We start from the raw sequence: 26781 nt of genomic DNA, 5'->3' as shown, positions 1-26781 counted from the left end.
GTTAGCAATAAAGTTCGCACAGCTTACGAAAGATTATACCTTGTTCATTGGCCAGGCAGCGGACGATTCCGAACTTATCCATAATTCTTTTCAAATAAAAACTTGTACATTATAAAGCTGCATTCGACAGGGGCACCAGGCAGAAACGCGTCATTCCTGATTTTCATATATCAAGGCGCTGGTTGCCAACACGCGTTGGCGACCAGCGCCTTTAAAGCCCAATAAGCTTTATGCTTTTACTGATCCTGCTGTCAACCCCCCGACCCAATAACGTTGCAAGAAAATAAAGGCGAGAACAAGAGGTATGACAGAAATGAAGGCTCCGGAAGTAATCAGATTCCATACTTGCTCAGATCCTGCACCGGCATTAGATTTTGCCTGCCACTGAGTGAGCCCTACCGTGATTGGGAACAGTTTGGTATCCGCCAATACAACTTGGGGCAAGAAGTAGTTATTCCAACAATTCACGACTGATAACAGAAATACTGTAGTGATAGCGGGAGTCATAATCGGTAATGACACCTGCATAAAGGTACGTAGCTCACCAGCGCCATCTACCCTTGCGGCTTCAATCATCTCGTCTGGCAAGGAGTCTTGACAGTAGACGCGCATAAGATAGGTACCAAATGGCGACAGCATAGCAGGCAAGAGCACTGCCCATACAGTATCATTCATTCCTATCTGCGACATGATGATGAACATCGGAATGACCAAGGCAGTACTAGGAATCATCAAAGCTCCCAAAACCACATTGAAATACGCTTTACGTCCTTTGAAGCGATACTTGGCGAATCCATACCCTGCCATCACGGAGATGACTGTAGCACCCACACCGCCTACTAAAGCATAGAACAACGAATTTCCAAGCCAACGCCAGAATATGCCGCCCTCATAAGCAGTCAATTGTATTACATTGTCGAAGAAGGCAAAGTGCTTATCGAACCACATGGGTCCACCGGTACCCAAGAACAGACCGGAGTTCGATTTCGTAGCCGCCACGATAAGCCACCATACCGGCAAACAGAAATAGACTATGCATATGAGCATGAAGACCTTGGAACCTACACGATGCCCACTATTAATACGTTGATGTGTGATTTGCTGAGTTTGTGACATCTCAATCCTCCAAACCGGACTGTTTTTTGGTCGCTTTCATGAAGAAGACGCTGAAGATGACAACCAGGAGTCCTAGAGCGAATGAAATCGTTGCCGAATAATTGATTTGGTTATAGTTGAAGGCCAGAGCCTGTGCATACATATTAGGCGTATATTCTGGCACAATGGCTGAATTCGCATTGTTTCTTAAGACCATAGGTTCCGTGTAGAACTGCAGCGTGCCAATCAATGAAAAAATTGTAACCATAACCAAGGAACTGGAGATCATCGGCGTCTTGATTTTCAGCGCTATTTCCATTTCGGAAGCGCCATCGATGCGAGCTGATTCATAAAGTTCACTGGGTATGGACTGCAATGCTGAATACAGGATTACCATATAGTAACCAGTCCATTGCCACGTTACCATATTCACCAATGATCCAAAGATGCTTTTCTTACTTAAGAAGTCTGGAGCCTGTAATCCAAAAAGATGGAAGAAAGCAGTAAAAGGCCCCATATCCTTAGAATACAGAAATCCCCACATCAATGCACCGATAACAACGGGGATTGCATAAGGCAAGAAATATAAAACCCGGGAAACAGAACCGAATTTTGTCTTTATTGAATCCAAAACCAACGCCAGAATCAAAGCAAGACCTAACTGAATCGGAACCATTACAACTGTATATAAGACAACGCGTCCCATTCCTGAAAGAAAGATAGGATCTGTGAATGCACGTTTATAATTCACCAAACCTGTAAAAACACTACCACGGACTTGTGTGTACGTAAATAGTGATACATAAAACGCATAGACCAAAGGCACTACGAGAAACAGGATAAAAAAGACACCAAATGGAGCAGTGAAGAACCAGCCCCAACGATTTTCTTTTTTTTCGTGCGCTTTTTTGACTGTGAGAATGAGCAAAATCTGTTATGTTTGTTTCAGCCATTTTATTTCCTTACAAAAGAATCGCAAATGGAAGGATAATTGCAGTCGTTTCAGGTTATAAACCAACACTTGAAACGACTGTAATCAATCCAACTGAATTGTCATTCGGTGGTAAAACCTTGTTGCTTGGCATAATCGGTCAGTGTTTTTTGGAGAGCATCGAGTTCCCCGCCAACATCCTTACCATCACGCAAAATCGCAGACAATGTCTTGGTCTGTTCGTCGTTTGCATATGTTTGGAATGGAACGAACTGATAACCTGTATATGCCTTAGCCACCGGAGCCACAATCTCATTTATTTTCTGATCATCGAAGAATTTCTCTCGGCGATTCATGAATTCAGGATCGTTGAGCTTTTTCTTCCATGTCGGATACAATCCAGAATCATTCACAGCGATTTGCTGAGCTCCATCATCAGCAAAGAAGTCCATGGCGACCTTCGCTGCCAACTTGGTGTCTTTGGCCTGATCAGTCACAGCTAGCGCAGAACCACCGCAATTAATGGCTGGATCTCCTTCTTTCCAGACCGGAGCCTTGGCTACTTGCCAATGCGAACCATCTTGGACACCGGAAAGGCCACTAAGGTAGCCAACCATCCAAGAAGCGTGGATGATAGTGGCATAAGAACCATCCACGTTTTTCTTATTCCATTCGGCTGTGTCGGTGTCATCTGTAGATACGATGTCATCCTTAGCGAGTTTTTGCCAGAAGGAAACCACATCCTTAACTTCAGACGAATTAAAATTAATCCCAACCTTTTCTGGATCATTGGCCGAGTACTTGAATACTTGTGCACCTTTTTGTGCATAATATGCATAATTAAATAAGGTTCCGTTCGGTTGCCAATTTCCGATATGGCCTTGATAACCTTTTGCTTTCAATTCGCGTCCAGCTTGTTCATATTCCGCCCAAGTTGTAGGGACATTAACTCCATACTTATCGAAAATATCTTTTCGATAATACATCACAACAGGACCAACGTCTACGGGAACACCATAAACGCCTTTGTCGCCACCCAATTGAACATCTTTCCATGATCCAGGTGTGTAATCATTCTTGATCTTATTCGCTCCGAATTGAGTCAGATCCACCAAATGCTTCTCAACGCCGGAAGCGAACTGCGGCATCACCGCGTATTCAAGTTGGACAATATCCGCTGCTCCTGATTTCGCCTTGATCGCTGTATTGAAACGTGAATAGGCCTTGGCTGACTGATCTCCACTGGTCCAACACACCTGGACGTCTTTGTGACTTTCGTTGAAATGGTCAATGAGTTTTCCAACCTGAGGATACCATGACCATAACGTAACTTTTTCGGCCTTCGGATACTTCACCGTGTTACGGCATTTCGCATCATCGTTAGCTTTGGTATCTGTATGCACTGCAGCGGAACCAGAGGAACCGCCAGATGGAGCCCCAGGTTGTCCACAACCACTGACACCCATCACCATAGTCGCTGAAACCAAGACGGTCAGCAATTTCGATAGCTTTTTCATTTTTCTCCTTTTCTTGTCGCCAACACTGGCGTATCAATCATCGACTGTTTGTCCTCAGTACACATGGACTATGCTCCAAGACACTGGTGGCAAACAAATGTTGAAACCTTGAGAATCAATGACGACACTGGAATTCTCATGAGGAACGACACGGTTCGGGTCATGCAAAGTATTTTTTGCTGAGATATCATCTTCATGCAACGTTTGAGCATAAACTGCATTCAAGTGCATGGCACTAGGAAGATTCACTGAAAACTTAATAGGGTCATTGATGGAACGGTTGACTGCGAATATAATCAGTGAACCATCATGACACACAACCGCTACTGCATTGACAATATCGACAGAACCATAAAGGTCGGTATTCATTTCCGAAGAATCAAGGCAAGGAAGCAGAACAACACCCTTTTTCACCGTTGAAGCCACTTGGGAAAAAGGATAAAAAATAGTCTGTCGCCAAGCTGCACCTCCCGGTTCCGTGACGATTGGAGCTATGACATTAACAAGCTGGGCCAAACTAGCCGCATGCACATGATTCACGTTTTTAAGCAAAGAAATGAGCAAATCACCGACAACTACCGCATCCGCAGCACTGTACAACTGTTCTAGTAAACGCGGTGCAACCGGCCAATTATCAATTCCAGCAGGGTTATGTGCAGGTTCGTTGGCTTCGTACCAGACATTCCACTCATCAAATGAGAGGAATACATCATGCTTGCTATGCCGTTTCGCTTTAGTAGAAGCAATGATCGAGTAAACATCATTGATGAACCTATCCATATCCACGCCTGAAGCCAAGAAACTTTGAATATCGCCATTTACTGGTTTGAAATAGGCGTGACACGAAACAAAATCAATAAGATCGTACGTCTGATCTAGAACTGTTTGTTCCCACTCACCGAACGTTGGCATATCATGAGTTGAAGACCCACATACCACCAACTCTATAGATGGATCAATTTGTCGCATTCCAGCTGCAGTTTTAGCCGCAAGCCTCCCATACGATAGGGCATCGATATGACCCATTTGCCAAGGTCCGTCCATCTCATTACCAAGGCACCACATTTTAATGTTAAACGGCTCCCGATGACCATTTCGAATTCGTTGGTCTGATAATCGAGTGCCATCCGGTACATTGGAGTACTCCAATAAATCCAATGCCTCCTGAAGGCCTCGTGTACCGAGATTAACCGCCTCCATAAGTTCATTTCCGCCAGCTTCTTCAAGCCATGCACTCATCTCATGTAAACCAAACTTATTCGTTTCCTTCGAATGCCAGGCACTGTCCAGCCTATGCGGCCTCTCGCCTTGTGGCCCGACCCCATCTTCCCACCTATAGCCAGAAACGAAATTACCACCTGGATATCTGATTGTGGTCACCCCAAGCTCACGGACGAGTTGTAAAACGTCTTTTCGAAAACCATGTTCATCCGCTTTGGGATGACCTGGCTCATATATACCCGTATAAACACAACGTCCTAGATGCTCGACCAATGATCCAAAAAGTCTATCTGGCACTTTCCCAACTCGGAAATTATCGTCAGCGAACAGCGTCGCCTGTTTTTGGTTCCCATCTTTCTTGGCGGACATCTACCTCTCCTTAGAAACTATATTTAATACAACGTTGTCCTTATTGAGGAATGAAATAATTACCTTAATTACATCATTTCTCGAATATTTAATACAACCTTGTACTGGTTACCATTAATAATAATTGGTTGTCAGCGATATTGCAACTTCATATAGGTAACACAATGAGAATCCAGCAATTACATGCAACACACCGTCTAATAATCATTGCAGATGACCACACATATGCCGCGAATGCTTAAATATCGGCGATGCACAATCTCATAATTAATGAAAAGGGACGTTTGGCTTGCAGATGCGCTATTCAGGGTGTTGCATCGAAACTCAGTTTAGATGAAATTCAACCATTAAACACGACCCATTCCATGATACCCTCACGGATAAGTGATTTCACCCGTTTTTAGAGAGACAAGAGATAATAGCAACAGCTGAGTCAAGCTTACAAATTTTCCAAACATTAACATCTATTGACAGGTTCCTTATCTCTCGTAATATTGTGGTACCCTTTACAACGCCTACCAAACGCGTTTCACGCCCCGGTTTTCGCTCGCTTCGTCGGGTCGACGAAGGTAACCGGAGCGTCGCCCTCCATCTGAGCGCCTTCCGCATCCGCACCAGTGAAGGCCGGCTTCCCACAGGCGGCCTCATATTTCATGCGTGCCGCCTCATCGTTCCATTTCTCACCTACGAGGACACCGTGGTTGAGCATGATCTCCCTCTGCGCGCATGAGGCGACCAAGGCGTCATGGGTTACCACCACGATGGTGGTACCCTGCTCGTGCAGTTCACGAAGAAGTTCAAGCACGATCTTTTCGTTCTTTTCATCAAGATTGCCGGTCGGCTCATCCGCCAGAATCAGCTTCGGGTGATTGATCAGAGCCCTTGCTATACACACCCGTTGCTGTTCGCCGCCGGAGAGTTCACTCGGCAGGTGCTTGGCTCGGTCGGCAAGGCCAACATGCTTGAGCGCTTCCAAGGCCTCTTGCTCATCGACCACGGAATGGTAGTATTGCGCCACCATGACGTTCTCCACGGCTGTCAGATGGGGAACGAGATAGAACTTTTGGAACACCAAGCCAACCACGTTCTTGCGAACGTCGGCCAGTTGCGCCGCATTGAGGTCTTCCAGACAACGCCCTTCGAGCGAAACGGAACCCCTGGAGGGCGAATCCATACAGCCGATGATGTTCATCAGCGTCGTCTTCCCCGATCCGGACGAACCCACTATGGCAAGCCATTGCCCAGCGGGTACCGTCAGGCTGAGATCATCCACGGCATGCAGATCGCCGTAAATCTTGGAAATATGATCAAGTTCCAACAGCATCGGTCGCTCCTTACGGTTTTGGTACTGAAAACGCTCATCGTCGCCATTGCGAGAACCCATTGAGCCCGCATATCCGCCCGCATCCAGATCGCGTCCACGTTTTGGCGCACTGATTGAGATGCCTTGCCCGTTCCTGGTTTTGCCCATCGCCTTACTCCTCGCTCAATACGACTGCCGGTTCGATTCTCGTTGCCCTGCCCACCGGCGGAATGGATGCGAGCACCGCCACCATCATCGTGAACGCAACCGATCCGATGCCGAGCGGCCAGCTGAAACCAATGGCATGGTCAAACACGGACACGCTCAGCCAGCGGGCGAAACCATAGCCTATGGCAGTGCCTAAGAATCCTCCGAACAATCCATACAAGGCCGATTCAGCAAAAAACTCGACCCCTATGCTCCTTGAAGAGGCACCCAATGCCTTGCGCAGACCGATTTCATTGCGTCGCTGGGACACAATGGACGAAATGGTGGTTCCGACACCGACCAACATCAACGCCAACACCACCAATGATACGATCCAGAAGAGCGTACGAAGCATGGTCGTGATGCGGGTGTCTGCCGAGGTGATCTGAGTGACCTGCTGTGCCTTGAGATCCAAACCCGCATCCCGGTTGACCGCCTCCGTCAAAGCCGCCAATGAATCGCCTGTGGCCTGCGAAGAGAACTCGACCACGTCAGCCCCGCGTCGTACTCCAGTCAGCTGATCGACGTCTGCGGCCGTGGCGTAGACGATGTCGTCTTCGTTACCGCCGGTGGACACTATGCCCCCGATGCGATACTGAATCTTGTTCTCCTTGGGCATGCTCCATGTTCCGGCCCCGGTCTTCGGCGCGTCGCCGGTCTTGTAGGTGATGGTGATGACCGTGCCGATCTGCGCACCCAACGTTTGAGCGAGATTCTGGCCTATCATTAGATTGCCGTCAGTGGGCCACTTGCCTTCCACTTCCCAGTGCCGATTCAGCGAACGCACCTGAGCGGGGTCGATGCCGGCAATGGTGTATGGAGTCGAATTGATGCGCATGGTCTCATAACGGTATGACGCGGATTGCGCAGGAGCGACCCTGCGTACCTTCCTGCCCACAGCCAGAACCTGGTCGGCATCGATTCCTTTGGCTTCCCGTTGCCGAGTCGAATCCTGTGCCTGCTCACTTGGGGATTGATCCGCGCCGGATGATTCGGTTTGCGCACCGTGGCCGCCGGACTGCATGGCGTTGCTTGAACGGTGCGAAGCCCCATCTTCATCTGCATGCACCGACGTGACGATGAGGTTTGCCCCATACGACCGCATGTCCTGTGCCATCTGCTTGGGAACCATAATGCACACCGAAACCAGGCAGAACAGTGTGGCCGCGCCGACGGCCGAAGCGATGACCGCCATAAGCGCCCGTGAACGCCGCCGGAACACCGCCCCGAACAGCATCGAGAAAAACATCCTGCGATTCGTCATATGGCCGCCTTTTTGAGATGACCTCATGTCCGGCTCTTCAACCGGACCCAACTGCGGAGCGTGACCCGTTTCAGCCATGGAATCACCCTCATCCTCGGAGCGCCTAAGCGTTCGCATTCGTTGTTTACCGGCCATGAAGCACCTCCGCTGGACGCACCTTAAGAATCGAACGAATCGCGGAGAACGAGGCGATCAGAATAGTGACGGCCAACAGCACAAACACCAGCACGAATACCATCGGACGCATGGTTATTCCCGAGCCGAAGACGACATGCCCGACGACTTGGGCAAGCAAGGAACCCAAACCCGCACCGACCAACGCGCCGAGAAGCGAAATGACCGCGGTCTCGGTGAGCATCAGCCGTGAAACCGCTCCGTCGGTCGCACCGATGGCTTTCAGCAGGGCAAGCTCCGAACTTCGCTCATTAATCGAAGACGCCATGAGATTCGCCACCGCCACGGCGGCCGCAATCAGGCTCATCACCGTCATAAGGATCATCACAGCCGTGGTCTTGTTCAGCACGTCGCCCTGAAGCGCGGACACCTGCCGTACTTGTTTCGCCATGGCGCCTGGTATGGCCTCTTCGATCTGGTATGCGATGGAAGACGGATAGGCCGTACAATACCATGTCTCCCATTCCTCAGGACTCAACGCCGCCGGGTTCCTCGCCGCTTTACGCGCCAAATCGTTCTCCGGTGTGGTAAGCGCCTTGACTTCGATCTTATCGACGCTGTCGGGCAAATCAGAAAGTCTTTGGACGAGATCGGAGGGAAGGTACATGTTATCCGAATCATCGTCGCCCGAATCATAGATACCAGTGATCTTGACCCTCAATGCCCGCCTATGGCCGGAAGCGGTGGTCTTGTGCAGCGTGACGACACCGCCCACATCCAGATTCTCTTTGCGCGACAACGACTTGCCCACCAAAGCCTCGGGCTTTCCATCGCGTGGCCACGAGCCTTTGACCTTCCACCAAGGTCTCATCGTCTTAATACCGGCCACAGTAGATTCACCCGTGGGCAGGTGCAGCTTCTTGTTGAACCAGGTGCCGACCACGGGAATGCTCCGCTGCGTCGTTCCTTGCTGCCCGCCATCGGCAAGATCTGCATGCACGTTCAGCAAGGGGGTGAAATCAATGATGTTGAAAGCCCAGAACGTGGTCTTGATCTTGGGTATGTCCGACTCCTTCAGAAAGACCGTCGGGTCGTCTTGACTCCCATCCGAGGCCGAATCATCCCCTGTGCCGTACAGGTCGGAAACGACCGCGCTTTGTTTGGGCTGCACCATGATGTTGGAGCCGTAAGTGGACAGCTCGGCGTTGACCTTGTCCCCCACGTCGAAGACCACACCAAGCATGGCCACGGCCACGGTGGCGGAAAGACATACCGTGACCGCTATGAGCAGACGCCGTTTGAATTGGCGACTGAACGAACGCAGCACCATTCGCATCAGGAACATCAGACCACCTCCCTGCGAATCACATCACCGAGCGTCCATGCCATGCCATCATCTCCATCACTGTATGTGTTGTCCGTGCACCAATACGACCAGTACCATACTCGCCGCCCGTCTAATCCTTGAAATGCGAGGAAAGGGCGTCCAGCACACTCGTATGAATCGTAATGTAGCCGTGGCCAGTCGTGTAATCGAACGGAATCGGATTGCAACCACCCTTGAAGCCTATCGTAGCCACATTCATCTCCACATCACAGCGCTTGCAAATTATCTTGCCGTCCCTCTCGTAATAACCGGCGTCTCCGCAGGTCTCACATGCATCGAGACCCACTCCATACGCCCCGCCGTTCTTCTTGATGATGATGAAACGCATCTTGGTGCCGTCCTTTGCAGTATACGCAAAGCGATGCAAATGCCCGTCATCGACTTCGGGGAACGGTATCCTGGCCACCCCGGCCTTCAACGAATACGGTTCGGGGGGTGAAAGGGTGGGTACCTTGTTGACCTGAGAAACGCCGAGCGTCAGTGCGACACCAATGCCGATGACGACAACCAAACTCCACGCCCCGCTGGCGAACGCCCTTCGCCGGAAAGCCCTGTGTTCTCGCCTCACCGCGGGATTTGGGCCTTCGAAATCCTCACGGAAACCGGCGACGATCGCCGCGACGGCGGGAATGACGAAAACGCAGACCTGTGCAATGACCAGAATCAGGTCATTGTTGGAAACGATGATGAGCGCGCGGAACGCCGTGCCATGCAGAACCACAAGCATCATCGACATCAGCAAAGAAAGGAGCTGCGAGGCATGGCGCACGAAAAGTAGGATTAGCATCAAGACGCATGCCGTTAGGAAAGAACGATGATAGGCGGTGGTGCGCATGGTACGCAATATCGCAGCACATGCCACAGCCAGAAGGATGCCGAGAACCCAGCCAAGCGCCCGCAACAACATGTCCGAGGTGAACGTCGATTTTCCCACTTCGACGAAACTGGTCAATTGCATAATCACGTCCTGGAGGGCAAAGAAGGTAGTCAACGCGATTCCCAAAGCGGCTATGGCGTTCGCCACATGTAAGCGAACCGGGCGTTCATGCCAGTTTGCAGTCAGGTTACTGGCTTTGCAGGCAATGGGCACCATGAGAACGTCACAAACCACGCAACCGATTAGGACCGGCAAATTGACGCCGGAACGTCTATCGACGATGACAAGCATGCGCAACGCAGCAAAGACCACCGCCGCCAATAGACCCAGCAACAAACCCCACAGACGCCAATTGCGGCTCGCCGGTTTGTCTTTTCCTTCACCGACCGTCAGCAGCACGCTCATGGTCATGGCAAGCAGCGCCGGTGCAAGCATCCCTGGCAGCGCTTGTACGAATTGTCCTAGCATTTCCATCCCCTTCATCTACCTCAACAATGATGTACATCGTCACACCGAGTCTCCGACCGGCACATACATGGCCTCTACATTGTTCCCGAACGACGCCGTGTCGGCACCGCGAAATGCACCTTCCAGCACTGGCCTTAAAACCTGGCCTTGTGCCGACCGATTCACTTTGGACTCACCGTCGGATTGGGACTCGGCACAACGCTCACCATTGGTGAACAGTATAATCCCAGTCGAAGTTGGCTTCGATCGGTTCGGTCCAGAAACGCCCCTTCACACCGGTGTCGGGATCGACGTGAAGTGTCCATCCGTTGGTCTGGGGACTATAGATGATGAAGGTCAGTTTATATTGGCCAGCTTTGTCCAACTTGATGTTGGCGCCATAGTGAGGACCGTCATCGGCGTTCATGCCCATGAACGTGCCCTCTTGCTTGTTGTTCGGGTCGTTTTTGTCTTGGATCTTGTATTTGACCGTCAGATTCGGGACGAACTCACCCGTGCCATAGCCCAGCTTGTTGTCTTTGAGCGCATGAATGTCAGCTTCAAGGTGCAGGTTGGATTGCGCTGCTGGAAGGCCCATTCCCTGAGGGTACATATCTACGGGCTGGAAATAGACGGCTCCGATGTTCAACGGAAAGATCTGCTGGTCATCGCCGATGGGAATCTCTTCGAACTTGGCGCCGTTGTTGTTTTTCTTTCCGGTGTCCTGCTTGGATGACTGAGATTGCGAAGAGCCGGCCTGACCGCCTTGTGCCCCCGTGTTGTCGCCGCATGCGGCAAGCGAGAACATCAGCACGCCCGTCGTGAGAAGAGCGAGCGCACCCGTGAGTTTGTTGTGCTTCATATCATTCCTTTTCGTCTTGATTATGTTGGTTGCCGTTTACCGGGAATACCGAGTCGCCACTGGCTGGCACACCGACCACATCCTTATGGATGCCGCCTGCGCGCACCTGAACGGTGCCGCCCCCATTCCTTTCATCGCCACCGTTCTCCTCCTGCCTGCGCTCCGAGCGTTCCCGGATGGCGAACACCACGTACAATGCGACGACGACCACCGCCATGAACGCCTGGACCGTGATGGTTTCAGCGTAGGGATAGAGGCCGAGCCAGTCGCTGGTGGGCACTCCCTGCAGATAGGTGCCGGCAATGAGGTTGCCTTCTATGAGTGAATGCACACCACCACCGGCGAAGATTACCACCAGCAATGCCATAAGCACGGATGTGACGACGAAGAACGGTCGGATAGGGATGCGTACCGAAGTCAGGCGGAAGATCACGAAGATGATGACGAGCGCCGCCACCGCCGCCAGGCCTCCCAACCACATACCTTTCGAGTCCTGGGTCATCGAATAGATGCTTTCGTAGAACATGACGGTTTCGGCGCCTTCGCGGAATACCGCAAGGAAGCTCAGCATGGCCAGCGAAACCACGCCGCTCAACGTCAGGCGTTCCTCACCCGATATGCCTTGCACGGTTTTCTCGGTCTTCTCCCTGATGTAGTCGTTCCACTTGTCAACGCCGGATTTGGAAAGCATCCAGTTGCTGGTGTACAGCAGCATGACCATCGCTATGAGTGCCACGACGCCTTCCATGATCTCCTGCTGTGGGCCATTGCCGCTGAACAGCACACCAAAAAGCATGGCCACGAGACCGGAACCGAGTAGACCGGCGAGAACGCCCACATAGATCCACTTGACGAGACGCTTGTTCCCTGATTTGGCAAGATAAGCAATGATTGCAGCGACCACGAGGAGCGCTTCGAGCCCCTCACGTACCAGGATGATGAAGGCCTGCCCCACAGAGCTGGTGATGAACCTGGTGAAACCGCCGACGTTCTCCTGCGCCCCACCGTCGAGCTGTCTGGCGTCCTCTACCAGCATCGTCTTGAGTGTGTTGACATGCCCCTGCACCGTTTTGATGCTCTCCCCGCGAATCATGGATTTGCGGCAGTCCTTGAACGTGCTCTCCACCAATGAAACCCGGGAACCGGAAATCGCGTTCATCACGTTCTTCTCGAACCCGAGCTTCTCGTAATATTGGTAGTAGGCCTCATTCACCTTGTCCGAGCCTTTACGCGCGTCGCCGGCCTTCGTCGCCTTCACTGCGTCGTCCAGGATGACCCCCATCTCTTTGGCGACGTCGGTCCAGGAACGGGAGCCCTTTCCGGTGAACTTGGTCTTCTTTTCCTTCTGAAGCCTCCTGCGTTCGGCCTGCCTTTTCGCTGCAAGCTCCTTCGCATAGTCACGCGGTTTGGCGACTCCCGCAGCGCCGTCCAACGATGCAGAGGCATCGGTAAGGTCCTGCTTGAGCGTCTCCGCCTGAGATGAAAGAGCTGCGTCATTGCCCGGGGTCTGTGCCAAGGATTCAATGGACTGAAACTCCTGGGTCTGCTGCGAACTGCGCTCCGCACCCAGCGTGGCGCTCACCTGCGAGACGAAATTGCTGGCTATATAAGTGACGTTCTGGGCCTGGCTCATTTGCGCACGGGCCGAAACCGAATCGCCCGAACCGTAGATTCGCAGGGCCTCATCGAGCTGTCTGCCTATGTCCTGCGACACAGCGGACCATGAATCATAATCCGTTGGGGCGGCGGGCGTCTTCTGAGAGACATCGGCGGTCTGGACGACTGCATGCTCTACGGACGGCGGACCGGCGACAACGGCGTGGCCTGTACCTACCAAGCCGGCACGCATGAAACCGACATCTGGAAGCGCGGAAAACGCAATGACCATGACCGACGCAAGAAGGGCGAGGACGGCAAGCGCACCGAACAACGCACATGCACAAGCGCCGCGCACACCACGGGAATCACCATGAGCCATGCAAGGTGCGGCACCATCGCCGTCATCGTAGCCGTAACGATTCCCCCCACGCATCATGCCTGCCTCTCCTTGTTCAGTTCACCCACGTGGACTCCACCCAGCCCTGTGTTTACCTACTTTGATTGAGCCTAGAATAAAAAAATAAAAAAGAACAGACTTGACTTTTATGGAATTTAGATGTACTTACCCGAAACCCGCAAGGAATCGGCACTAAAGAGCGGTCATGACTACTCAAAATGCGTCACGATATCTCACTATTTGAAAACCAAGTGCAGATTGGGGCAATCAGCGTCCATCGATGACGTCCGAGGCGATGCGAGGCTCACGGCGACCAAAGCAAATCCGTCGCCATGAGACGACGGTCAGTCGGTAGGGGTCAGTCTTCGTCCAGATCCGGCACGTCTATGGACATGAGCAGGTCACGCTGCGGATCGGCGCCCACCAGGAACGTGTGCTCGGAGAAGAACGTATACCCCATGCGCTGATAGAAGGCCTGAGCCGGATCATTATGTTCCCAGACGCCAAGCCACATTTTCGGCAGTCTGCTGCGGCGGGCGGCGTCGAAGGCCAGATTCATGAAACCGGTGCCGATGTGGTGACGCTTGAATTCAGGAATGACGTAAAGCCGCTGCACCTCCAGATACCGATCCCCCATCGGCTCCGTCTGGGCCGCGCCGGTGTTGAGCTTCATATAACCAGCAGGGGTGCCGCCCACCGTAGCCAGATAGAACATCGAATCCGGGTCGGTCAATTCGCGGAGCACCTGGTCATGACTGTATGCCTGAACCAAGTAGCTCAGCATATCACTTTCCGCAGTGGTGTCGGAAAACGTGACTCGGAAGGTGTACATGCCCAGCGCACACAGCACATCCACGTCGTTCTCATCGCACCGTCTATACTCGACTTCACCACTCATCGTCGTTTTGCCTTTCCCGTTCAGCAGCTCACAACAATCATTCCGGCCGATTCATGGATACTCCGTTTCGCAGCGATTCAATCGCCGGCAGCGACTTACATCCCCACAGCGATCAAGCCAGTCAATCGCCACACATGTTTCGGAAACCAAGGATTAATCCACCGAGCAGGACAGCATACACTTGCGGTACCCCAAAAGCTATCAAGAAACGTCACCGGGCACCAAGCAGTAAATTCGGAAGCAATCCTTCGAACAAGGAACGTGAACATTGACGACGACACCTGAAAGAAAATCGGAAGAAGCAGCAACAATGTAGGAAATGGTTGTGTTAGTCGTATCACAGTTAAGGATTTCTTGAGCGCGTCGAATGATGTAACCTTAAGCAGAGCACTACTATATTTAGGTATAACAGAATGCGATATTGCTATATTTAGTAGTAAATATAAGAAGTGCCGCTCTTCGATTCTTCCGTCCTCATGTCACGGCAGGAACCATGCAGTACACGGCGGCATAAGACTTAAAAACGATTCACGTGTTCCACAACAGGAGGATACGATGACAGAACAATCCAAGGCCAAAGAAGTCAAACTCGCGGACGATGCCATGATGGCCGCGTCCATTACACCGCCCGAGTTCGCCAGCAATCCGAACGGGCGCATCCGCCCCGTCAACTGGAACGACATCAAGGACGACAAAGACCTGGAGGTATGGAACCGTCTCATCGCCAACTTCTGGCTTCCTGAAAAGGTGCCACTGAGCAACGATATCCCTTCGTGGAATTCACTGTCGCAACATGAGCAGCTCACCGTGGTGCGCGTATTCACGGGCCTGACCACATTGGACACCGCGCAGGCCACCGTCGGCGAACTTGTGCAGATTCCCAACGCCCTGACAGAACACGAGCAGGCCATCTACACCAACATCGCGTTCATGCAGAGCGTGCACGCCCGTAGCTATTCCTCCATTTTCTCGACCTTCTGCTCCTCCGAGCAGATCGACGAAGCCTACCGCTGGGCGGTCGGCAACGACCTGGTGCAGGAACGCGTGCGGATCGTTATGGAGCAATACCAGAGCGATGACCCGCTGAAACGCAAGATCGCCGCCGTGATGCTCTCCTCACTCCTGCTGTATGCGGGCTTCTACCTACCCTTGCACTACTCGTCTCGCGCCAAGCTGATGAACACCGCCGACATGATCCGCCTCATCCTTAGGGACAAGGCGATCCACGGCTATTACAGCGGCTACAAGTATCAGAAGCACTTGGAGCTGCGTACCGAGGCGGACAAGGTGATGCTCAAGAACTTCACCGATGACCTGCTCGACAAGCTGTACAACCTCGAAGTGGAATATTCGAACCAGGTCTATGACGGATTCGACTTCATTGATGACGTGCAGGCGTTCGTGCGCTACAACGCCAACAAGACACTGATGAACCTCGGTTACGATGCCAAGTTCACACCGGCACAAACCCAGGTAAGCCCCGAGATCATCGCATCACTCTCCCCATCGGCGGACGAGAACCACGACTTCTTCTCGGGTTCAGGGTCGTCCTACATCATCGGCAATGCCGAAGCCACCGACGATGATGACTGGGACTTCTAAGAAGAGGACAAGGACTTCTAAACCGTCCGATGAGAAAGGCCCCGTGCGCTCCATGGAACGCACGGGGCCTTTCTCATTCCGAACGTGTACCACGCAGAAGGATTGCACTCAAAGAGCATGCGAGGAGCAGCGTCCAATTGCGACATCAGCGTTCGCAATGCCCCATTCCCAAACCGGCACTCACTTTCAAGTCCACCTTGCCACACCAGTCCACGCGGCCAAGCCCACGCCACCGTACCCGAATCTCAGGAAACCATTGCCCATGTGTTCAGCCGACGGCGCCATCAAAAAACACCGACCGATGGCACACAGTCAGCTGGGCGCAAGACGTCACCGACGATTATCGACGGAGGTTTCGGCAAGGGTGTCGGGAGTGGTAAACCAGATGAACTCCTCAGCTCCATCGGCAAAACTCGAGGGGAATTCGGGGTTGTCTCGACGGCTGAAGACCCCTGCAGTGGCATGCGCCTTACCCGCTCCTTTGGTCATCATCCACGTACGGGTGGAACGTGCCATGAAGGGGGCCGAAAGCGAGACGCGCAGCGGAGGCATCTTCGGAGAATGGGTGACGCCTACGACCAAACGATCAGTCACCTCTATCTCATGATGGGCGGGCGCTGGGAACAACGATCCGAAATGACCATCAGGCCCCATGCCCAATACCAGCAGATCGAGCGGCTTGATGCACGTGACGGCCTCGGCCTGCGAAGGCGTGGCACCGGCCGGTCCCAGCTGATGAATCAATTCCCGGGCATATTGAACGGCCGCCTGCGAAACGAGCTGATCATTCTCCTCATCCTCAGCCCGCGAAGCCTGCTCCACCGAGCGCCTATCCGCAGCCATCTCATGAATGTTGGACTCAGGTAAAAGCCCCTGCTCCACCAAGCCACCCAAAAACGCCCGTCGCGCCTGAAGCGCATTGCGGTCGGGGTCGACTGCAGACACGAACCGCTCGTCGCCCCACCAGAAGTGCACACGACTCCAATCGATCACCCGCACAAGTGAATCCGAAGCCATATCCTTCAGAGCCTGGATCGAATCCGAACCACCCGTAAGCCCAATGTCATACCGACCGTCTGTAGAATGCTCTGCATCGATGACGGCCTGTAGAGTGCGGTGAGCCACCTCCTTGGCCATGACAGCCGCATCATCATATACCTTAAGAACCCGTTCGCTCATATTTCCCTCCTGCGAACCTATCTGCATGGTTGTATGCGAATGCTCAGGCGAACTGGCCTCCGCGCACTATCCGGGCATAAATCTCATCCGGATCCATTCGCCGCAATTCCTCGCTAAGGCAATCCTCCAGCGTACGTTTCGGCATGGCGACAGGCTGCGGGGTCTGACCCGGCTGGCAGATGATCCCTTGCGAGGAGTTCGGACGTTCAAGCGAAAGCACGCCGTCCTCACGGGTCAAATAGACACCGGTTATGGAACCCTCCTCCTGACCAGTCCGAGTCTCAACCGAAACCGGCACCTTCAACTGAATCCTCAACCAAGTTGCGAGCATATCCAAAGGCAGATAATCATTGCTCTCGCTGACCGTGCCGGTGACCTTCACCGAAGTGACCAGTAGATGAGGAGGCTGATCGAGCAAGCTGGCGAGCATGGCACGCCAGACCGTGATCCTCGTCCAAGACAGGTCGATGTCGTTGGGTTGCCAATGGCTTTGAAGCCCCTTGATGACGGCCACAGGATCGTCCGAGCGCAAAGCGTCGGTAAGCCTTCGGTTGGACATCGCGCCAAGCCGGTCCTTTGAAGGATTTTCCGGTGGGTCCGTCGGCCACCACGTCACAATCGGAATATCCGGCACCAGCAGCGGAATCACGAGCGTATCGGCATGCTGCATCAATTCAGCGTCAGGTCTGAGAATAATGACCTCACCGGCACCTGCATCCGCACCGAAACGCACCTGGGCATCCAAATCGGTGATAGGCGCCTCAGGGGCATCTACCGACACGCATTCGGGTCGATCGTTCGAAGCGGAGAACACGATGTCTGTTTTCACGCCGTCAGCCCCGTGCGTGGCCTTGGACTTCGCATCGCCACCATCGCTCTTGCGAGCAGCCTGATGCCTCCTACGAGGAACCACGGCTATGACTCGGCATGGGTGCTCCCTGCTGACCGAATTGGCCACCTCCAGTGAGCTCTCCAAATCGGCTACATCAGTGGAAATGATGAGCGTGAGCACACGGTCGTTGCCCGCTTCACCCCGCTCCTCGTGGAGTTCGGCGATTTTGCGAGCAATGGCACTCGTCTTAGTGTTCGGCATATCGATAATCATGGCATCCTCCAATGGCGTCCGTCCCGCTGCAACATCTCTTCCGCACCCTTCGGACCCCATGTACCCGCTCGGTAAGGCTGTGGTTGGCCGAGACCGGACCAGAATTCCTCAATCGGGTCAAGAATCTTCCAGCTCAGGTTCACCTCATCTGTGGTCGGGAACAACGGCGGGTCGCCAAGCAACACATCGAGGATGAGACGTTCATAGGCTTCCGGTGAGTTTTCCGTGAACGACCGCCCGTAGCTGAAGTCCATCGAGACGTCGCGCACCTCCATCTTGCTTCCGCCCGGGACTTTCGCGCCGAAGCGGATGGTGACGCCTTCATCGGGCTGCACGCGGATGACGAGCGCATTCTTTCCAAGCTCACGGACGGCGGTCTGTTCGAAAGGAAGATGCGGGGCCCGTTTGAATACTACGGCTATCTCGGTGACGCGCTTGCCGAGCCGCTTGCCGGTTCGCAAATAGAACGGGACTCCAGCCCAGCGTCGGGTGTCCACATCAAGACGAATCGCGGCGTAGGTCTCAGTGATGCTTGACTGGTCGATCCCCTTTTCGTCAAGATAACCCTGTACCTTCTCTGAACCCTGCCATCCGGCGGCATATTGACCGCGTGCGGTATGGACATCCAAATCGTCGGGCAGACGAACAGCCGAGAGCACCTTCTTCTTCTCGGCGGTCAAATCCTCCGCAGAGAAACTCACCGGCTCCTCCATCGCGGTCAGCGCCATCAACTGCAGAAGGTGATTCTGAATGACGTCACGGGCGGCGCCGATGCCGTCATAGTAGCCTGCACGACCGCCTATTCCGATGTCCTCGGCCATGGTGATCTGCACATGATCCACGTAGTTCGAGTTCCAAATCGGCTCGTACATGGAGTTGGCGAAGCGAAGCGCAAGAAGGTTCTGAACCGTCTCCTTCCCCAGGTAATGGTCGATACGGAAAACGGAACTCGGGTCGAACACCTCGGAGACGACACGGTCAAGCTCCATGGCGCTTTGAAGATCATGACCGAACGGCTTTTCGATGATGACGCGGCGCCAGGCGCCGTCCGTGGATTTGGCAAGACCCGAATCCGCCAGCTGCTTCGAAACCAAAGGAAAGGCGCTGGGCGGCACTGACATATAGAACGCATGGTTTCCGCGAGTCCCCCGGTCACGGTCAAGCTCCTGCACCGTCTGACTCAAGCGTGCAAAGGCTTGCGGGTCGTCGAAAGTCCCCTGCACGAAACGAATCCCCTTGGCAAGATTCTCCCATGTAGACTCCCTGAATGGCGTGCGACAGCGGGCCTCGATGGCCGTTTTGACGAAAGCGGCGAAGTCCTCGTTGCTCCAATCTCGACGGCCGAAACCCGTCAACCCGAAACTGGAAGAGAGGAGGCCGCGGTTGGCAAGATCGTAGATGGCGGGAAGCAACTTCTTTTGCGCCAAATCACCGGTGACACCGAAAATAACCACGCTGCAGGGACCGGCAATGCGAGGCAGGCGAAGATCACGGGGGTCCAGTAAAGGATTCACCCAAGGTTGATTAGTCATAGTTAGTATTCTAATGACCTTTCAACAATTCAGCTAGGTTCATCCATCTTGAACGGTATTTGGCAGGAACCGCATAACCTGAAGGGCGCGGTTCTATCAATACTTCCAGAGAAGACCCGCCTCATTACCAACGATTCGCCGTAAAGCGTAAACACCGCCAGTTCATCGCACCCACATGTCGCCAAGCTCCAATGACTCCTTGGTGAACGCCTGATGGACACTTGGTAAACACACGCAAAACAATTGAACGCCAGACACCGTGAATCGAATCAAAACCATGGGATGCACGGCACGCGAAGATGGTGGAGCCGACCCCTCTCAGGAAGCACTGCAGCCTCATGCACCTTTTCGACCCACGACAGGCGATCGAAGAAAGAGGCAGCCGGAAAGAATCGCAGAGGGTCGGACACGCCACGGCACGCCCGACCCTCTTCAAGGAGATCCGCAGATCAGCTCTCCGAAACCCGCAGATCAGCTCTCCTTGATCTCCTCACGCCCCTCTTGGGCCCACAACGTATGGAAGGCACCCGGCTCATCCACACGACCATAAGTATGCGCACCAAAGAAATCACGCTGACCTTGTATCAAGGCAGCCGGCAGACGACGGGAACGCAGCGCGTCATAATAGGAAAGCGAGCTGGAGAACACCGGCGCGGGAACTCCCACCTCGGCCGCTTTCGCCACCACTCGACGCCAAGACCCCTGAGCCTTTTCCATAGCTTTCTCGAAGTATGATGCGAAGAGCATGGACACCTCAGCTTCTCCGGACTCGAAAGCATCGGAGACCTTATTGAGGAACTGCGCACGTATGATGCAGCCACCACGCCAGATACGAGCGACAGCAGCAAGGTCGATGTTCCAGTCGTATTCTTTGGCGCCGTCGGAAATCTCATTGAAGCCTTGCGCATAGGCCACGATCTTCGAAGCATAAAGCGCCTGACGAATGTCTTCTATGAAGGCCTTCTTGGCGTCCTCGGGAATGTCGATCCGCCCATCGGGTCCGGCGAGACCCTGCTTGGCGGCCTCCTGACGCAGACCGGTCTGACTGGAAATAGCTCGAGCGAACACGCCCTCAGCAATGGCGGTCACGGATGTACCTAGGGAAAGCGCGGTCTGAACCGTCCACGTACCGGTGCCCTTCATGCCGGCCTGATCGACGATGACATCGACCAGTGGCTTGCCGGTCTTCTTGTCCTTCTCGTGAAGGATATCAGCCGTGATCTCGATCAGGTACGAATTGAGTTCCGTTTTGTTCCATTCTTCGAACTGATCACCGATTTCATCCGGAGTCATCCCCAATCCACGACGCATAAGGTCATAGGCTTCGCTGATGACCTGCATGTCTGCGTATTCGATGCCGTTGTGCACCATTTTGACGAAATGACCCGCACCGTTCTCGCCTATATGGGTCACGCAAGGTGCGCCGTCGTCCTCGGCCTTGGCAGCAATCGACTTGAGGATGGGGCCCAGCGTCTTCCATGATTCATCCGTGCCTCCAGGCATGAGCGACGGCCCGTTGAGGGCACCCTCCTCGCCGCCTGAAACACCGCAACCCACAAAATGGAAGCCCTTGGCACGCACTTCCTTCTCACGGCGGATGGTGTCCTTGAAATACGAGTTGCCACCATCGACGATGATGTCACCGGGTTCCATGGCTGCTTCCAACTCATCGATCACCGCATCTGTGGGAGCGCCGGCCTTGACCAGGATAATGGCGGTCCGAGGCTTCTTCAAGGACGCGACAAACTCTTCGATCGTGTGCGCCGGTACGAATTGGCCTTCCATACCATGGTCCCGCATCAAGTCCTCGGTACGGCTGTAATGACGGTTGTATACAGCCACAGTGTTGCCATGATGCGCGAGATTGCGCGCGAGATTAGAGCCCATAGCCGCCAGGCCGATAACTCCGATGTTTGCAGTAGCTTCTGCCATTATTTGCCTTTCGTTTGTTCCAGATACCTCGCTGGTACGTATGGTTACAGCTTACCGCTACCAAACGATGAGGAGGCCTTGCCATACGTGAAATACTTCATCTTTCACGTACTAGCATCCGCCATCCTTGGCACGTTACCACCCACTCGCAGGCCATGCCCAGGAACGGCCCGCCACATGCGATACCGATCCGAACGGCAAAAAATGGCAATCATGCAGGGGCACACCCCTTGCCGCCTGAGAACTCACGAAACAACAACGCCGATTGGGGCAATCATCGATAGGGCGACCAGATATGGGCAACCGCTGGACCGTTGCCCACGGACGCCGAACCATACCGTGAAGTGGTCATTGGATGAAGAGCTCACGCAACCCGGCGATGTCCTCCAGGCTCATCCCGTTCTCAAGACAATACGCTTCCACCCCTCCATAATCCTCACGTAGCTGAGCCAGCACACCACGCATGAGCTCAGGTGGCGACGCGAGCGCCGCGGTCTGCGCCGCAGAGACCTGCCCAGCGCCATCCTCATCCTGCGCCAGCCCGTTCATGACGGCCTTTCTGAACGCTTCGCCCAGGTTCGCACCCGAACGCGCATAACAGGAGACCACCATATCGTCACTCACTCCAAGCAGACTCATGAGTACCCCGGAGGTGATGCCTGTACGGTCCTTTCCCGCCGTGCAATGGATCAGCATAGGGCACTCAGACGCATCGAGCGGCTTCTTGATGATACCGACGATCTCCCTCCCCGAGCGTGCCACGATGTCATGGTACATGTCAGCCATGCTCATCGTTTCAACGGCTCGCCTGGCCTCGGTCCCATCAGTTGCATTGAACGCCGCAGACGGATCGAAGCCCGAGTTGTCCTGCTTGATCAACGCAATGTTCTCCACGGTGATGTCATCGGGGAGGCGATATGGCCAAAGCCCGATTTCGGAGGGGTCACGTAGATCCACCACTTCCTTGATGCCAAGTCTGCGCAGGTCAGTCAAGCCGTCCTTACCAAGGAAGTTGAGACCTGCGGAACGGAAGAAAAGACCGTTCCGAATACGGTGCCCATCTGCCGTGGGGTAACCGCCGATGCCTCGGGCGTTCGGCACGCCGCCGAGTTTCACACCGGCACCGTCACCCTCAGGTACGTAATTCGCCTCAGGGTTCATGTCGCCGTCCAGATCGGAGTCATGCATGATGCCATCCATCTTGTTCCTTTACCTTTGCTGTTCGGGGAAAGTTCACGTCCAGTCTAGTCCATCGTGGTCATTTGCTTGGGAGCCGAGGAAGCCAATGAGATGACCGGGCGTCGGATACACGCCAGCCGTCTCAGCGGATGAGCGGAGGAACTTCTCGCCGCCATCGTCCCTGCCTCGCCAAACCGCTATAATGTCTTATGAATCCAGGTCGCAACGACACAGAAAGTTCACAGATGCAGGCAAACATAGAAGATGTGGCCAAGCGCGCGGGCGTGTCCATAGCCACGGTTTCCCGCACGTTCAAGCATCCCGAGCTTGTGGCCGTCAAAACAAGGGAACGCGTTCTTGAGGCGGCGAACCGACTCGATTTCTCCATCTCTCGTTCCGCGTCCATTTTCCAGACCGGCCAGACCTTCCGCGTGGCTTTGCTGATCAACGACCGCACATCGACGTGGTTCAACGCGCACGTTTACGAAGGCCTCAACTCCGTGCTGAACCCGGCCGGCTACGACATCGCTTTCTATCGGATAGGGAACAGTTCGGAACGCGGGAAATTCTTCGAAGACCTTCCCGTCCGTCGCAATGCGGACGCCGTGATCGTGACGTCCTTCGACATCAAGCACGAGGAAGTCGCCCGACTCAACAGCATGAACGTGCCCGTGGCGGGCATCAACGCAATGCCGGAGAACGCGTTCACTTTGTCGGAGTCAATCGATGACGAGCATGCCATGCGTCTGATGACGCGTCACCTCATCGGATTGGGACACCGCGACATCGCGTTCGTAGGCATGCACCCCACGAACCATACGTTGCATTTCAGCGCGAACATGCGGGCGCAGGGATTCAAGGACGAATGCCGTAAATCAGGCATCGATCCGATTATGATCGATGTTCCCGACGACGAGCACACCACGGACAGCGCGCTGACACAACTGCTCGCGCTCGAACGCATGCCCACGGCGATATGCTGCGTTCAGGATTCAATCGCCATCCCCTTGCTGAGCCGATTGCAGCACTTCGGCCACCGCATCCCCGAGGACATATCCATCACAGGATTCGACGACGACGGAATCGCCGGACAGGTCGGGCTGACCACCGTCCGTCAGGATCCGGTCGCGATGGGTGCATCCGTGGCCAGGAAAATACTCCACGCCATCGAACATGACAGCAAAGGGGTCATTCATGGAAATGGACCCGAGACGTCAGTAGGAGCCACGCTTCCATCCGGCCTCCGGCACCCGTCATCGTCGGTGCATCAAAGCTCGGATTCCCACAATCAGGCGGAACAGCCGCAATCACACGAGAAATGGCCCACACAAATCGTTTTCCGCGACTCGACGGCCCCTGTTCGCGGCAGACCACGGGTCTAGGCGCAACGCACCCTACAAAACCGGCCCGCCCCAGGCCATCCAACACGCGAACCTCTATCGATTCCGTCATCCTCGTAGCCGCCATGCCCACGATTCCTGCGAACACCACAGGTTCACAAACGCCGGAAGCCAACAAACGCACATATTTCGTTCCTTCGTGGACTGCTGACGATGACCAGCATCCCGCTTTCAAAAACCAGTCGCGCTTGCTCACACGAGACGACCCTCGCAGATCCCACCTCATTGTCGTAATGAAAATCTCACCATCTGAATGAAAACATTTTCTTTTTGGAGATACCAATATTTACATCAAACTAATTTATTTTTTTTTGCAAAAGACCATGAAATAATGATAGCGTTGTCATATAATGGTCACGTCCATGTTTCTTCGAAACCCAGGAAGGCATTATGACCAACAACAATTTGCGTAACGATTGGTGGAAACAGGCTGTCGTTTACCAGATCTACCCCCGTAGCTTCAAGGACGTCAACGGCGACGGCATCGGTGACATCGCCGGCATCACCGAAAAAATGGGGTATCTGAAGAACCTCGGGATTGATGCTATATGGCTGTCACCCTTCTACCCGTCGGCGTTGGCCGACGGCGGATATGATGTCGCTGACTACCGCAATGTAGACCCCAGACTCGGAACCATGGCTGATTTCGACCGCATGGTGGAGTCCGCGCACGACTCGGGTCTGAAGGTCATTGTGGACATCGTTCCGAACCACACCTCGAACCTGCACCCACTGTTCCAGGAGGCACTCAGGGCCGGACGCGGTTCTGCTGCTCGCGACCGCTTCATTTTCCGCGACGGACGCGGGGAAAACGGCGAGCTGCCGCCAAACGATTGGCGTTCACTTTTCGGTGGACCGGCTTGGGAACGGGTCGAGGATGGTCAATGGTACTTCCATATCTTCGCGAAAGAGCAGCCCGACCTCAATTGGAACAATCAGGATGTACACGAAGAGTTCAAGAAAACACTGCGGTTCTGGAGCGACCACGGTACGGACGGTTTCCGCATCGACGTGGCACACGGGCTTGCGAAGGATCTTGACAGAGAGCCTTTGGAGCAACTGGGACGCGACTATATTGTGGAAGACACCCTCAAAGAAAACAGTCCGCTTTGGGATAGGCCGGAAGTCCATGAGATCTACAAAGAATGGCGCAAGGTGTTCAACGAGTACAATCCACCGCGCTTCGCCGTTGCGGAGGCATGGGTCGCCCCTGAGCATCAGCACCTTTATGCCTCTCCCGACGAGTTGGGCCAAGTCTTCAACTTCCAGTTCTCGGGTGCCCAGTGGAACCCGAAGGACATGCACCGTGCCATCGACGAGGGCCTTGAGTCGGCGGCGCACAGCGGAGGTTCCACGGCTACATGGGTGATGAGCAACCACGATATGCCCCGACACCCCACACGCTATGGACTGCCGCAGGTCGCTGCCCCGGATTCACGTCAAATCGTCAAGGACTGGCTGATGCGCGACGGCGCCACCTACCATGAGGACCGCGATCTGGGAACCAAGCGGGCACGAGCCGCAATCCTCATGGAGGCCGGTCTGCCCGGGTCCGTCTACATCTACCAAGGTGAGGAGCTTGGACTGTTCGAAGTTGCAAACATTCCGTGGGACCGCTTGGAAGATCCCACCCCCTTCCGCACGTCGCGCAACTTCACCGACAAGGGCCGCGACGGATGCCGCGTCCCCTTACCCTGGACCGCAGAGGACATGCCGAAGCCAGCCGACTGGGACTCCAGCTTCGGTACCGGAGCCTCTTTCGGTTTCTCACCGACCAACCGTGACGACGGGACCGCGAGCGCCGACCCCCACCTCCCGCAACCGCTTTGGTTCAAGGATTTCGCAGCTGACAAGGAGGAATCCGACGACAGATCGATGCTTGCCTTGTACCGCCGCGCCTTGCCGCTGCGTTCGGATCTGCTCACTGCGACGGGCGATACGACAAACTTCCAATGGCTTGACCTGGATGCCGACGTCATCGCCTATTCACGTCCGAGCACGGATGACGCTGGTCGGAACTTCGTTTCCGTAACCAATTTCAGCACCGAACCGTTCGAACTGCCGAAGGGCGAAATCGTCCTCACCTCCGAGTCGCTCGACCCGCAAGGCCGTCTGCCGCAGGACGAGACGGCATGGCTGCTGATGTGATCGAATAGGGTACGTACCGATTAAAATGACTCGGGCTGTGTCCATCCTAGCTGATTTACATAAAGTAGAGATGTAACGCAGCCCGAGTCTTCCTGCACTTATGCCTTGCCGACGACTCATCGCGCTGCATCGGCCAGCTGACCATTGCGATCGATCATTGCTCACATTCATTCCAGAGCATCGTTACACCAACCATTTCAAATGACCGTTCCGCCG

At 54.1% G+C, this 26781-nt stretch carries 19 protein-coding genes; 3 read left to right on the top strand and 16 right to left on the bottom strand.

Translation table 11 applies throughout. From position 1 onward, the window contains the following. Positions 1 to 228 precede the first annotated feature (228 nt). The 11 genes from BBOMB_RS00285 to BBOMB_RS00235 form a co-directional block, all read right to left on the bottom strand. Entirely contained in the window at positions 229 to 1116 is an 888-nt protein-coding gene (locus BBOMB_RS00285) for a carbohydrate ABC transporter permease (RefSeq protein WP_081867179.1), read from the bottom strand. A gap of 1 nt (position 1117) precedes the next feature. After that, positions 1118 to 2023 (bottom strand): carbohydrate ABC transporter permease, encoded by a 906-nt coding sequence (locus BBOMB_RS00280; RefSeq protein ID WP_238549834.1) that lies wholly within the window; start codon positions 2021 to 2023, stop codon positions 1118 to 1120. Between the two features lie 125 nt (positions 2024 to 2148). Then, positions 2149 to 3543: an ABC transporter substrate-binding protein gene (locus tag BBOMB_RS00275; RefSeq protein ID WP_044087707.1), complete on the bottom strand. Its 1395-nt coding sequence runs from the start codon at positions 3541 to 3543 to the stop codon at positions 2149 to 2151. 54 nt (positions 3544 to 3597) lie between these two features. Then, positions 3598 to 5133, bottom strand: a complete 1536-nt coding sequence (arfA, locus tag BBOMB_RS00270) for an arabinosylfuranosidase ArfA (RefSeq protein WP_044087708.1) — start codon at positions 5131 to 5133, stop codon at positions 3598 to 3600. Between the two features lie 529 nt (positions 5134 to 5662). Then, complete coding sequence (locus BBOMB_RS00265; protein ID WP_044087751.1) at positions 5663 to 6457, bottom strand: ABC transporter ATP-binding protein; 795 nt, start codon at positions 6455 to 6457, stop codon at positions 5663 to 5665. Positions 6458 to 6608: 151 nt separating this feature from the next. Further along, entirely contained in the window at positions 6609 to 7907 is a 1299-nt protein-coding gene (locus BBOMB_RS00260) for an ABC transporter permease (protein WP_044087753.1), read from the bottom strand. A gap of 124 nt (positions 7908 to 8031) precedes the next feature. Further along, positions 8032 to 9366, bottom strand: coding sequence for an ABC transporter permease (locus tag BBOMB_RS00255; protein ID WP_044087709.1), 1335 nt, complete (start codon positions 9364 to 9366; stop codon positions 8032 to 8034). A 112-nt stretch (positions 9367 to 9478) separates the two neighbouring features. Beyond that, positions 9479 to 10753, bottom strand: a complete 1275-nt coding sequence (locus BBOMB_RS00250; protein WP_044087754.1) for a DUF2318 domain-containing protein — start codon at positions 10751 to 10753, stop codon at positions 9479 to 9481. Between the two features lie 202 nt (positions 10754 to 10955). Next, positions 10956 to 11594: an iron transporter gene (locus tag BBOMB_RS00245; protein WP_044087710.1), complete on the bottom strand. Its 639-nt coding sequence runs from the start codon at positions 11592 to 11594 to the stop codon at positions 10956 to 10958. A 1-nt stretch (position 11595) separates the two neighbouring features. Then, positions 11596 to 13572, bottom strand: a complete 1977-nt coding sequence (locus BBOMB_RS00240; RefSeq protein WP_414133058.1) for an FTR1 family iron permease — start codon at positions 13570 to 13572, stop codon at positions 11596 to 11598. A 376-nt stretch (positions 13573 to 13948) separates the two neighbouring features. After that, entirely contained in the window at positions 13949 to 14488 is a 540-nt protein-coding gene (locus tag BBOMB_RS00235) for a GNAT family N-acetyltransferase (protein ID WP_044087712.1), read from the bottom strand. Positions 14489 to 15094: 606 nt separating this feature from the next. Between BBOMB_RS00235 and nrdF the strand changes: the two genes are divergently transcribed. After that, positions 15095 to 16090 (top strand): class 1b ribonucleoside-diphosphate reductase subunit beta, encoded by a 996-nt coding sequence (gene nrdF, locus BBOMB_RS00230; RefSeq protein WP_044087756.1) that lies wholly within the window; start codon positions 15095 to 15097, stop codon positions 16088 to 16090. A gap of 330 nt (positions 16091 to 16420) precedes the next feature. Here the strand turns inward: nrdF and pgl are convergent, their stop codons facing one another. From pgl to BBOMB_RS00205, 5 genes are all read right to left on the bottom strand, one after another. After that, on the bottom strand, positions 16421 to 17269 hold the full coding sequence (gene pgl, locus BBOMB_RS00225; protein WP_044087713.1) for a 6-phosphogluconolactonase: 849 nt from the start codon (positions 17267 to 17269) through the stop codon (positions 16421 to 16423). A 43-nt stretch (positions 17270 to 17312) separates the two neighbouring features. Next, the gene (locus BBOMB_RS00220) at positions 17313 to 18374 is read right to left on the bottom strand and encodes a glucose-6-phosphate dehydrogenase assembly protein OpcA (protein ID WP_044087714.1); all 1062 of its coding nucleotides are present in this window, start codon (positions 18372 to 18374) and stop codon (positions 17313 to 17315) included. After that, on the bottom strand, positions 18371 to 19906 hold the full coding sequence (zwf, locus tag BBOMB_RS00215) for a glucose-6-phosphate dehydrogenase (RefSeq protein WP_044087715.1): 1536 nt from the start codon (positions 19904 to 19906) through the stop codon (positions 18371 to 18373). The genes BBOMB_RS00220 and zwf overlap by 4 nt, the downstream gene beginning before the upstream one ends. Before the next feature lie 471 nt (positions 19907 to 20377). After that, the gene (gndA, locus tag BBOMB_RS00210; protein ID WP_044087717.1) at positions 20378 to 21838 is read right to left on the bottom strand and encodes an NADP-dependent phosphogluconate dehydrogenase; all 1461 of its coding nucleotides are present in this window, start codon (positions 21836 to 21838) and stop codon (positions 20378 to 20380) included. Positions 21839 to 22186: 348 nt separating this feature from the next. After that, on the bottom strand, positions 22187 to 23038 hold the full coding sequence (locus BBOMB_RS00205; protein ID WP_044087718.1) for a tyrosine-protein phosphatase: 852 nt from the start codon (positions 23036 to 23038) through the stop codon (positions 22187 to 22189). Between the two features lie 224 nt (positions 23039 to 23262). On the opposite strand from BBOMB_RS00205, the gene BBOMB_RS00200 reads away from it, so the two are divergent. Both BBOMB_RS00200 and BBOMB_RS00195 read left to right on the top strand, forming a co-directional pair. Then, positions 23263 to 24399, top strand: coding sequence for a LacI family DNA-binding transcriptional regulator (locus BBOMB_RS00200; protein ID WP_052377304.1), 1137 nt, complete (start codon positions 23263 to 23265; stop codon positions 24397 to 24399). Positions 24400 to 24807: 408 nt separating this feature from the next. After that, positions 24808 to 26565: a glycoside hydrolase family 13 protein gene (locus BBOMB_RS00195; protein WP_044087719.1), complete on the top strand. Its 1758-nt coding sequence runs from the start codon at positions 24808 to 24810 to the stop codon at positions 26563 to 26565. Positions 26566 to 26781: the final 216 nt, after the last annotated feature.

The organism is Bifidobacterium bombi DSM 19703 (assembly GCF_000737845.1).
GTDB lineage: Bacteria > Actinomycetota > Actinomycetes > Actinomycetales > Bifidobacteriaceae > Bifidobacterium > Bifidobacterium bombi.
The sequence above is the reverse complement of the archived record's forward strand: the minus strand, read 5'-3'. Positions and strand labels throughout refer to the sequence as shown.

What these genes read in the sequence shown, in the direction of transcription:
- BBOMB_RS00285 (WP_081867179.1), bottom strand. Translation starts at nt 1,116, where the DNA reads ATGTCACAAACTCAGCAAATCACACATCAACGTATTAATAGTGGGCAT.
- BBOMB_RS00275 (WP_044087707.1), bottom strand. Translation starts at nt 3,543, where the DNA reads ATGAAAAAGCTATCGAAATTGCTGACCGTCTTGGTTTCAGCGACTATG.
- arfA (WP_044087708.1), bottom strand. Translation starts at nt 5,133, where the DNA reads ATGTCCGCCAAGAAAGATGGGAACCAAAAACAGGCGACGCTGTTCGCT.
- BBOMB_RS00265 (WP_044087751.1), bottom strand. Translation starts at nt 6,457, where the DNA reads ATGCTGTTGGAACTTGATCATATTTCCAAGATTTACGGCGATCTGCAT.
- BBOMB_RS00260 (WP_044087753.1), bottom strand. Translation starts at nt 7,907, where the DNA reads ATGACGAATCGCAGGATGTTTTTCTCGATGCTGTTCGGGGCGGTGTTC.
- BBOMB_RS00255 (WP_044087709.1), bottom strand. Translation starts at nt 9,366, where the DNA reads ATGTTCCTGATGCGAATGGTGCTGCGTTCGTTCAGTCGCCAATTCAAA.
- BBOMB_RS00250 (WP_044087754.1), bottom strand. Translation starts at nt 10,753, where the DNA reads ATGCTAGGACAATTCGTACAAGCGCTGCCAGGGATGCTTGCACCGGCG.
- BBOMB_RS00245 (WP_044087710.1), bottom strand. Translation starts at nt 11,594, where the DNA reads ATGAAGCACAACAAACTCACGGGTGCGCTCGCTCTTCTCACGACGGGC.
- BBOMB_RS00240 (WP_414133058.1), bottom strand. Translation starts at nt 13,572, where the DNA reads ATGGCTCATGGTGATTCCCGTGGTGTGCGCGGCGCTTGTGCATGTGCG.
- BBOMB_RS00235 (WP_044087712.1), bottom strand. Translation starts at nt 14,488, where the DNA reads ATGAGTGGTGAAGTCGAGTATAGACGGTGCGATGAGAACGACGTGGAT.
- nrdF (WP_044087756.1), top strand. Translation starts at nt 15,095, where the DNA reads ATGGCCGCGTCCATTACACCGCCCGAGTTCGCCAGCAATCCGAACGGG.
- pgl (WP_044087713.1), bottom strand. Translation starts at nt 17,269, where the DNA reads ATGAGCGAACGGGTTCTTAAGGTATATGATGATGCGGCTGTCATGGCC.
- BBOMB_RS00220 (WP_044087714.1), bottom strand. Translation starts at nt 18,374, where the DNA reads ATGATTATCGATATGCCGAACACTAAGACGAGTGCCATTGCTCGCAAA.
- zwf (WP_044087715.1), bottom strand. Translation starts at nt 19,906, where the DNA reads ATGACTAATCAACCTTGGGTGAATCCTTTACTGGACCCCCGTGATCTT.
- gndA (WP_044087717.1), bottom strand. Translation starts at nt 21,838, where the DNA reads ATGGCAGAAGCTACTGCAAACATCGGAGTTATCGGCCTGGCGGCTATG.
- BBOMB_RS00205 (WP_044087718.1), bottom strand. Translation starts at nt 23,038, where the DNA reads ATGGATGGCATCATGCATGACTCCGATCTGGACGGCGACATGAACCCT.
- BBOMB_RS00200 (WP_052377304.1), top strand. Translation starts at nt 23,263, where the DNA reads ATGCAGGCAAACATAGAAGATGTGGCCAAGCGCGCGGGCGTGTCCATA.
- BBOMB_RS00195 (WP_044087719.1), top strand. Translation starts at nt 24,808, where the DNA reads ATGACCAACAACAATTTGCGTAACGATTGGTGGAAACAGGCTGTCGTT.